This window comes from Halomonas sp. BC1 (assembly GCF_002078135.1).
GTDB classification, from domain to species: Bacteria; Pseudomonadota; Gammaproteobacteria; order Pseudomonadales; family Halomonadaceae; genus Vreelandella; species Vreelandella stevensii.
In genome coordinates this window covers 45,100-53,299 of the sequence record NZ_LFGS01000005.1, presented here as the reverse complement: position 1 = coordinate 53,299, position 8,200 = coordinate 45,100, and the positions used below count along the sequence as shown (strand labels likewise).

The window sequence follows — 8,200 nt, the reverse complement described above, 5'->3', positions numbered from 1 at the left end:
ACACGGAAGATACGCAGCTCTTGCTCAGGGTTCTTTAGCGTGTCACGGCGCTTGGGCATGGCAACAGACAACTCTCAATCAAACGATGAACGCAACGGCCACGGGGGTCGATAACAGATAACGTCTAGCGGTGGTAAGGGTGCCCCACCAGCAGGGTCCATGCCCGATAGAGCTGTTCGGCGAGCATGATCCGCACCAAAGGATGCGGCAGGGTCAATGGCGACAGCGACCAGGCCTTGTCGGCCATGGCCGAGAGAGAAGGCTCCAGCCCATCAGGGCCGCCCACCAGCAACACTACGTCCTGGCCAGACATTCGCCAGGCATCGGCCTGCTGGGCAAGCTGCTCTGTGGTCCAGGGCTTGCCCTTTACCTCCAGCGCCACGACGATTTCATCGCCACGCAGCTTGTCGCGGATTCGCTGGGCTTCCTGCGCCCGCGCTTTGGCGATATCGGCGTTCTTGCCGCGCTGGCCCAGCGCAATTTCTTCGATTTCCAGGGCAAAATCACGCGGCAGCCGCTTGCGGTAGGTTTCCACGCCCTCTTCGACCCACCCGGGCATTCTGGTTCCCACCGCCAACAGCCGAACCTTCATGACATGGAGGCTCGCTCTTCGGCTTGACGCAGGGCATCGCCGATGGCACCCGCATCGTTGGGCAGATCGGCCCACAGGCGCTCGAGGTCGTACAATGTACGCGCTTCGGGGAGCATGATATGAACGACGATGTCACCCAGATCGACCAACACCCAATCCGCGTTCTCACCGCCTTCGACACCGCGTGGGTGCAGACCGGCCGCCTTGGCTTTCTCGACGAGATTCTGCGCCAGTGCTGCCACATGACGGGTAGACGTACCGCTGGCAATCAACATGAGGTCGGTGACCTCGGTCAATTTCGACACGTCCAATTGCGTAATATCACGAGCTTTAAGTTCTTCTAGCGCGTCGATGGCTAGGTTTTTCAATGTATCGATGTGCATGACTCCTGACGACAACCCCATTATTGACCTGACGATGATAGACGCCCGCCATTGGCAACGGGCGTTTGAGGCGGCCATTGTAACGGCTTCTTTCACGACTGCCAGCGCTATTCGCTGGTTTGATACCAGCCCTGTTGCAAAATGGTCGTTTCCACCGCCTGTGGTAGCAGATAGCGCACGCTCTCGCCCGCCTGAAGCCGTTGGCGAATATAGGTCGCGGAGATGGCCATCAGCGAGGGCAACGCCAGAACCAGCAAGTGCCCTTGAGCCTGCTGCATCATCGCTTCGACGCTGTAGACTTCACGATTGCCCACCAGTTCCTTCAGCGGTGCTGGCCAATCGTCGTTATAACCGGGTCGAGCGATCACCACGACATGCCCCAGCGCCCACAAGCGCTCGGCGCGATCCCACTGGTGAAGTCGCAAAAAGGCATCCATGCCAATGACCATCACCAGGCGGGCCGAGGAGCCGTAGACAGCGCGCAGCTCGGCCAGCGTATCCACACTATAAGAGGGGCCTGCTCGGCGCAGCTCACGGCCATCGGCCAGCAGGCCAGGGGTATCCGCGATGCCTGCTTCCAGCAGGGCCAAGCGCTGCTGCGGCGATACCTGCGGCACACCGCGCAGCGGTGGCTGCGGCGCAGGCACCATGTGCAGCACTTCCAGGCCCAGCGCGTCGCGCACTTCCAGGGCACTGCGTAGATGGCCGTTGTGCACCGGGTCGAAGGTGCCACCAAACATGCCGATACGCTGGCTCATTGGCGAACCTGGCCGTCTCCGAACACGATGTATTTCTGCGTGGTCAGGCCTTCCAGGCCGACCGGGCCACGGGCGTGCAACTTGTCGGTGGAAATCCCGATCTCCGCCCCCAGGCCGTACTCGAACCCGTCGGCAAAGCGCGTCGAGGCGTTGACGATCACCGAGCTGGAGTCCACTTCGGCCATGAAGCGACGCGCCAGGGTGTAGTCCTGGGTGACGATGGCATCGGTGTGGTGGGAGCCGTATCGTTCGATGTGTTCGATCGCTTCGTCCACGCCATCGACCACCTTGATGGCCAGGACCGGAGCGAGGTACTCCGCGTGCCAGTCCTCCTCGGTTGCTTCCAGCGCTTGGGGCAACAGCGCCCGCGTTCGCTCGCAGCCGCGCAGCTCTACCTGGTGCTCGGCGTAGGCACGCGCCAACTCCGGCAGCAGAAGGTCGGCAATCGGGGCATCCACCAGCAGGGTTTCCATGGTGTTGCAGGTGCCGTAGCGATGGGTCTTGGCGTTCAGTGCGATGGCCAGCGCCTTGGCAGGGTCGGCGGTGGTATCGATGTACACATGGCAAACGCCATCCAGGTGCTTGATCACCGGCACACGCGCTTCTCGCGAAATGCGCTCGATCAACGACTTGCCGCCACGCGGGATGATCACATCGATATACTCAGGCATGCTGATCATCTCACCCACCGCCGCGCGATCCGTGGTGGCAACCACCTGAACACTGCCCTCGGGCAAACCGGCATCCGCCAGGCCTGCCTGAATGCATTGGCTCAGAGCGGCATTGGAAGCGCGAGCTTCCGAACCACCGCGCAAGACACAGGCATTGCCGGATTTGAGGCACAGGCTAGCGGCTTCCAGGGTGACGTTGGGACGTGATTCGTAGATGATGCCGATCACCCCCAGCGGAACCCGCATCTTGCCGACCTGGATACCGCTGGGCCGATAGCTCATCCCATCGATGGCGCCCACCGGGTCTGGCAACGCCGCCACTTGATGCAGCCCCTCGATCATGGCATCGATGCGTGCATCGTTGAGCGCCAGGCGGTCCAGCAGCGCGCTGTCCAAACCGCTCTCCCGGCCCCGCTGCATATCCTCCTGATTGGCCTTCATGATCTCGCCACGCGACGCCTCAAGGCGCTGCGCCATGGCGTACAGCGCCTGGTTCTTGGCCTGGCTATCGGCTCGGCGCAATACGCTGGCCGCCGCGCGAGCCCCCTGCCCCAGAGCCGTCATGTAACGGGCTACATCGCCGGCCGCCAGGTGGTGTTGGGCGTCTTGTTGAAATGCGTCAGCGCTGCGCATGCGATCTCCCTATATTAAGCATGACTGAAAGTGGCTAGGCTTATATTACGCCTTGAGGGCATTATACTGGGGGATTCGCAGGTTCGAGCCAAGCAATGCGTTATGCTCAGGCTGGGTGCCCCCGTTTATCAGCCAGATAGTAAGCCACCATGCCAAGCAAATACAAAATCAGTCCGCTCAGGGTGACACTATTGGCCGCCTCCGTCGCGCTGGCTCTCTGGACACCCAATGCGCCCCTCATGGCCACCCTTGTGCTGTGGCTTGCGGTCGGCTGGCTACTGGTGACTGCACTGCTGCTGGATTTCAGCCATCGCCGCTCACGAGGCCTGCCCTGGCAACTGCTGGCGGGAACCCTCCTGTTGGCCCTGATTGCGGTTGCCCCTGAACGTCACCTATTGCTGATATGGGCCTGGGGTGCGGTCTTCATGCTTCCTCAACCACGCTGGGTGGCCATGTACAATGTGTGCGCAGCCCTGCTGACCTGCCTGATCATCAAACCCGTGCTGACCCTACCAGCGTGGTGCCTGCTGATCGCAACGCTTTGTATTCTGTGCCTGCTGGCCATGGCGCGTACTTACCTACTGGTGCACTTGAGCGGCACTATACGCCAGCGCCTGCGGCTGGTGCCCGGTCTCAACCTCTGGGCAGGGGAGCAGTTGCTGCGCGATTTGGTCAAGGAGCAAACACGCTCCGAGCGGGAAGCCATTCACGCCGAGGTATTGATCATTCACCTTCGACTCCACCAGCTCTGGCCTACGGCCCACAAACTGTGCAGCCTACTTTATAGCTTCGAAAACGTTTACCTCCTGAATGCCACTACGCTGGCCACGCTCATGTTGGCCAGAACGCCCCGCGAGGCCGCCCATCGTCGCCAATTGCTATGTGCGGCCCTGCCGGAGCACACCGTTTGCCAACCGCTTCCCCTGATAGAGCTTGAGCTGGAAGCGCTGACCCTGGAGGCTCTGGCCCTGATGGGTAAACAGCGGCCGAGCGTCATCACATGACGACGTCCGTGCCCCCCAAACGGCTGATGAGCCTGGCTTACAGTGCCAGCCTGATCGTTATCTGTGCTTACACCGCTTGGCTTTACGCCATGGGCAGCTACCGTGAACTGTTGGTTCCACTGTTCATGACCACCCTGATACTGGCCAGCCTGATGATGCACCTTGGGCGAGGCATCAAACCCTACCTGCCACGCTGCTTGCTGCTGGGCAGTCTGTTTCTGGTGGCGATGCACGGCGTACTGACCCACGCCAACCTGCCGCTGTATTGGTTAGGCCTGCCCCTTGCCGCCGCGTTCATTCTTCTACCACTGTGGGGAGCGCTGGCCACCAATCTGGTCGCCGTGGCCGTGATCATCTGGCAACTGCCCACGCTGGACGGAGAGTTTGCCCTGGGCTTTGCTGCGCTGACTCTGCTGCTCGCACTGCCCCCCTGGGAGCACGCGCGGCGCAAGGCACTGCTCAGGGCTACCGACCCCCACGATAACGATTGCGATGCGTACCATATCGACACGCTCAAAGAGCGTCTGAAAAATGAGTTTCAGCGCGCCGACATGCTCAACAAGCGGTTGGCCGTGCTGGTGTTACACTTGCCGCAGCTGGACATGGCAGAGGAGCAGTTTGGCCAGCGCGCCAAGACCGCGCTGCTGGGTGCGCTGTGCAGCGAGGTCAATAGCCGCTGCCGTGATCACGACATTCTGGGCCGTGCGGGCAGTGCGACCTTCTGGCTGGTCTTGCCCGATACCAGTGAAAGCGGCGCGCTACTCGTGAAAGAGCGCCTTCAGCGTGCCCTGTCACGGCGCGTATTGGTGGAAACAGGCCAGTTGGAAGCACGGCTAGCCACTTGCCTGCCCATGCGCAAGGAGAGCTTCGAGCGCTACCTGCAGCGTCTGGAAGCACGCGCAGAATCCATTACCCATTTATAACCGCAGACGGAGTCACTCTTGGCGATTGTCGATACCCTGCTCTCTCTTACTCTTTCCCCTCCTTTGCTGCTACTTCTGGTGTTGGGTATCGCCCTGGTCGAGTCGCTGGCACTCATTGGCCTGCTGGTCCCCGGGGTCGTATTGATGACTGCGGCGGCCACCCTGGCGGGCCACCAAGGGCTCGACCTGCCCTGGCTGATTGGCGCGGCGTTCATTGGCGCGATCATCGGCGACAGCGTCAGCTACTATCTGGGCTATCGGCATCGTGAGGCGGTGTTGTCCCGCTGGCCGCTGTCGCTTCACCCCGAGTGGGTGGGACGTGGGGCACGCTTTTTCGAACGCTATGGGGTCTACTCGGTCTTCATTGGCCGCTTCGTCGGGCCTGTCCGCCCGGTGATCCCGCTGGTGGCCGGCATGATGCAAATGCCGGCACGCACCTTCGCCTGGGCAAACATTACCTCGGCAGCGCTCTGGGCTCCCGCCTATGTACTACCTGGCTATCTGGTCGGCCATACCTGGCAGCAGCGGCTGAACCTGCCCACGAACGTGGAAATGGCCGTCATCCTGATTGCCGCCACGGTGGTGGTATTGGCCGTGGTGTTTTCATGGGGGCGTGCTCAGGTGGACCGCCAGGGGCGCGTCTATTTTGCGCTGGCACGCATCGTGCGGCGCATTCCGATCATGCGTCGCCCCTGGTTGGCCATGAGCCGTTCGGGGGAAGTGCCGCTGGGTTCCCTGCTGCTGCTCATTACCGCGATCACCGGGGCCTCCGCCTGGACGCTGTACGTGATGCACCATGTGACGCCGTTGACGGTCGATCTGGAAGCTCAACGGCTATTCGACTGGCTCGACTCCCCCTGGCTTGCCCACGCCAGCCTGCTATTGGCCATGATCGGTGACAAGGCGGGCATCGTGGCCCTGGTCAGCCCGTGGGCGTGCTGGCTGCTGGTGGCCAAACGCTTCGATGCACTGCTGCATGGGGCTCTGGCCCTTGGCGGCATTGCCCTGATCAACACCGCGGGCAAGGCGCTGTTCGCCCGGGCACGCCCCACCACCCCGGACCACCTGACCGGCTCATACGCCTACCCCAGCGCGCACACCTCTACCTGGGTGGTGATGATCGGGCTGGCGGCCGCCGTGATGGCCGCGCGGCTGCCTCGCCAGCGGCGTGCCTGGGTCTACTGGATGGCCATTGTCGTCACGCTGCCGATGGCGCTCTCGCGTTTGGCTCTGGGCGTGCACTGGCTAAGTGATCTGGTGGGAGGCGCGCTCATGGGGCTGGTGGTCTGCGCTCTGGTTCAGCTCAACTGGCAGCGGCGCTATCGCACGCCGCTACCCGCCATCCCTTGGGTGACGCTCACAGGAGCATCGCTGCTGCTGGTGAGCGCGAGAATGCTACTGTTCGGGCCGGTTTGATGGCGCCATCGCGTGGCTGGCTCGGGCTGGCGTGATCAGCCCAGCGCCAGCCACGCGCCCACGCCAAACATCAGCGTCCCGGCAATGCGGTTCAGCAGGCGTACGTTACCGCTTTTGCCCAGCACGCGACGCAGCGTCTTGCCTCCCGTGGCATACACCAGCATGCTGCCGAACTCGATGACCAGAATCAGGACAATCAACAGGCTGAGCTGGGGGACCAGCGGGCGGCTGCTGTCCAGAAACGGCGGCAGCAGCACCATGAAGAATGCCCAGCCCTTGGGGTTGGCCACGGCGGTCACCAGCCCCTGCATGGCCAACTGCCAGCGGCCTGCAGGCGGCCCTGTATCCAGCTCGCCAGGAATGGCCATGCGCCCCCGCGAGCGCCACATCATCACCCCCAGATACGCCAGGTAAGCCCCACCAATCCACTTGAACGCAGTGAACAGCTCAGGCTGGCGCAACATCAACGCGGCCACCCCTGCCCCTGCCGCCGCGGCCACCAGGCCCACGCCCATCAACTCACCGATCATCATCCAGAGCGTACGCTTCACCCCTTGGGTCATCCCCAGCACCATGGCCAGCGTCATGCACATGCCGGGGGTCAGCGATACGAACAGAAAGGTTGGCACGAAGACCGATAGAGTAGCCCAGGACATGGTGACGCTTCCTTGTGGTGAACGGTGGCGAAAGTCATTGATATGGCGAATCGTAGGCACAAAAGTGTGGCACCGCCGGGATTACCCTTCGCCCCAGCGTGGCATCAAGCGGTGCTCGATGCCCAGCTGGTTGAGAATCCGCGCGACGATGAAATCGATCAGATCCTCCATGGACTGAGGGCGATGATAAAACCCCGGCGCGGCAGGCAGGATCACCACACCCAGGCGACTCAGAGTGAGCATGTGCTCCAGGTGAATGGGAGAAAAAGGACTCTCCCGGGGCACCATGACCAGCGTGCGCCGCTCCTTGATCGCCACATCGGCGGCACGCTCGATCAGGTTGTTGCTGGCCCCGGTGGCCACCGCAGAGAGGGTGCCGGTGGAACACGGGCAGATCACCATGGCGGAAGACGCGCCGGAGCCCGAGGCCACGGGGGCCATCCAGTCTTCACGCCCAAAGCAGCGAATTTGTCCGGGCCTGGCACCGCTTTGCGCCACCAGGGCCTCCTCCAGTCGCTGAGGCTGAGCAGGCAGCGATACCTCCGTTTCCGTGGCAATGACCATATGGGCCGCCTTGGAGATCATGACCCACACTTCATGGCCCGCCTCGACCAGCACGTCGATCAAGCGCAGGCCATACTGCGCCCCCGAAGCGCCCGTCAGCGCCACCGTCACAGGGGGGTTGAACTCACTCATCGGATACTCCTGTTGCAGGGTTTGCCGCTGTCAGCGCCGCCAACAGGCGCTCATGAACACCATCGAAACCACCGTTGGACATCACCACGATCCGGTCGAGCGGTGACGCCTGGGTGACCACTGCCTGTACCAATGCATCGATATCCCGATACAGCGACGCCCGCGACCCTTGCGCCTCGACCAGAGAGTCCATCGACCACTCCACGCCAGCAGGCTGGAACCAGAAGCTGTGATCCGCATCGGCAACGCTGTCGTTCAGACGTTCACGCAGCGCGCCCAGCCGCATGGTGTTGGAGCGCGGCTCGATCACGGCCAGCAGCCGCCCCCGCGGTGTGGCGGCACGCAAGCCCTGCAGCGTGGCGGCAATGGCGGTGGGATGGTGGGCAAAGTCGTCGATCACCTGAATGCCGTTGACCTCGCCACGCACCTCCTGGCGACGACGGGGCGTCTGGAAGCGTGCCAGCGCCG

At 62.6% G+C, this 8,200-nt stretch carries 10 protein-coding genes; 3 read left to right on the top strand and 7 right to left on the bottom strand.

Features of this window, described 5'->3' with window-relative positions; all coding sequences use genetic code 11:
• Positions 1–124: 124 nt before the first annotated feature.
• The 4 genes from rlmH to B7L72_RS04825 all read right to left on the bottom strand — a co-directional run bounded on the left by rlmH (position 125) and on the right by B7L72_RS04825 (position 3,037).
• Positions 125–592, bottom strand: coding sequence for a 23S rRNA (pseudouridine(1915)-N(3))-methyltransferase RlmH (rlmH, locus tag B7L72_RS04840; RefSeq protein ID WP_081138924.1), 468 nt, complete (start codon positions 590–592; stop codon positions 125–127).
• Positions 589–975 (bottom strand): ribosome silencing factor, encoded by a 387-nt coding sequence (gene rsfS, locus B7L72_RS04835; RefSeq protein ID WP_081192905.1) that lies wholly within the window; start codon positions 973–975, stop codon positions 589–591. Before rsfS ends, rlmH begins: the two co-directional genes overlap by 4 nt.
• Before the next feature lie 107 nt (positions 976–1,082).
• A complete protein-coding gene (nadD, locus tag B7L72_RS04830) occupies positions 1,083–1,733 on the bottom strand; it encodes a nicotinate-nucleotide adenylyltransferase (RefSeq protein WP_081192903.1) in 651 nt (216 codons plus the stop codon).
• Positions 1,730–3,037, bottom strand: coding sequence for a glutamate-5-semialdehyde dehydrogenase (locus B7L72_RS04825; RefSeq protein ID WP_081192901.1), 1,308 nt, complete (start codon positions 3,035–3,037; stop codon positions 1,730–1,732). Before B7L72_RS04825 ends, nadD begins: the two co-directional genes overlap by 4 nt.
• Before the next feature lie 239 nt (positions 3,038–3,276).
• Between B7L72_RS04825 and B7L72_RS04820 the strand changes: the two genes are divergently transcribed.
• The 3 genes from B7L72_RS04820 to B7L72_RS04810 are packed head-to-tail and all read left to right on the top strand — an operon-like array spanning position 3,277 to position 6,380.
• Positions 3,277–4,041, top strand: a complete 765-nt coding sequence (locus B7L72_RS04820; protein WP_254893758.1) for a hypothetical protein — start codon at positions 3,277–3,279, stop codon at positions 4,039–4,041.
• Positions 4,038–4,964: a diguanylate cyclase domain-containing protein gene (locus B7L72_RS04815; RefSeq protein ID WP_081192897.1), complete on the top strand. Its 927-nt coding sequence runs from the start codon at positions 4,038–4,040 to the stop codon at positions 4,962–4,964. Before B7L72_RS04820 ends, B7L72_RS04815 begins: the two co-directional genes overlap by 4 nt.
• An 18-nt stretch (positions 4,965–4,982) precedes the next feature.
• Positions 4,983–6,380 carry a bifunctional DedA family/phosphatase PAP2 family protein gene (locus tag B7L72_RS04810; protein ID WP_081192895.1) on the top strand — a complete coding sequence of 466 codons (1,398 nt, stop codon included), beginning with the start codon at positions 4,983–4,985 and terminating at the stop codon, positions 6,378–6,380.
• A gap of 35 nt (positions 6,381–6,415) precedes the next feature.
• Here B7L72_RS04810 and B7L72_RS04805 read toward each other — a convergent pair whose 3' ends face one another.
• From B7L72_RS04805 to B7L72_RS04795, 3 genes are all read right to left on the bottom strand, one after another.
• Positions 6,416–7,036, bottom strand: coding sequence for a LysE family translocator (locus B7L72_RS04805; RefSeq protein ID WP_081192893.1), 621 nt, complete (start codon positions 7,034–7,036; stop codon positions 6,416–6,418).
• 81 nt (positions 7,037–7,117) lie between these two features.
• Positions 7,118–7,732, bottom strand: a complete 615-nt coding sequence (locus B7L72_RS04800; protein WP_081192891.1) for a flavin prenyltransferase UbiX — start codon at positions 7,730–7,732, stop codon at positions 7,118–7,120.
• A partial coding sequence (locus tag B7L72_RS04795; protein ID WP_303245518.1) for a glutamate ligase domain-containing protein occupies positions 7,725–8,200 on the bottom strand: 476 nt, incomplete at its 5' end. The genes B7L72_RS04795 and B7L72_RS04800, both read right to left, overlap by 8 nt.

Coding starts and splice junctions, on each gene's coding strand:
- rlmH (WP_081138924.1), bottom strand. CDS start 592: ATGAAGGTTCGGCTGTTGGCGGTGGGAACCAGAATGCCCGGGTGGGTC.
- rsfS (WP_081192905.1), bottom strand. CDS start 975: ATGCACATCGATACATTGAAAAACCTAGCCATCGACGCGCTAGAAGAA.
- nadD (WP_081192903.1), bottom strand. CDS start 1,733: ATGAGCCAGCGTATCGGCATGTTTGGTGGCACCTTCGACCCGGTGCAC.
- B7L72_RS04825 (WP_081192901.1), bottom strand. CDS start 3,037: ATGCGCAGCGCTGACGCATTTCAACAAGACGCCCAACACCACCTGGCG.
- B7L72_RS04820 (WP_254893758.1), top strand. CDS start 3,277: ATGGCCACCCTTGTGCTGTGGCTTGCGGTCGGCTGGCTACTGGTGACT.
- B7L72_RS04815 (WP_081192897.1), top strand. CDS start 4,038: ATGACGACGTCCGTGCCCCCCAAACGGCTGATGAGCCTGGCTTACAGT.
- B7L72_RS04805 (WP_081192893.1), bottom strand. CDS start 7,036: ATGTCCTGGGCTACTCTATCGGTCTTCGTGCCAACCTTTCTGTTCGTA.
- B7L72_RS04800 (WP_081192891.1), bottom strand. CDS start 7,732: ATGAGTGAGTTCAACCCCCCTGTGACGGTGGCGCTGACGGGCGCTTCG.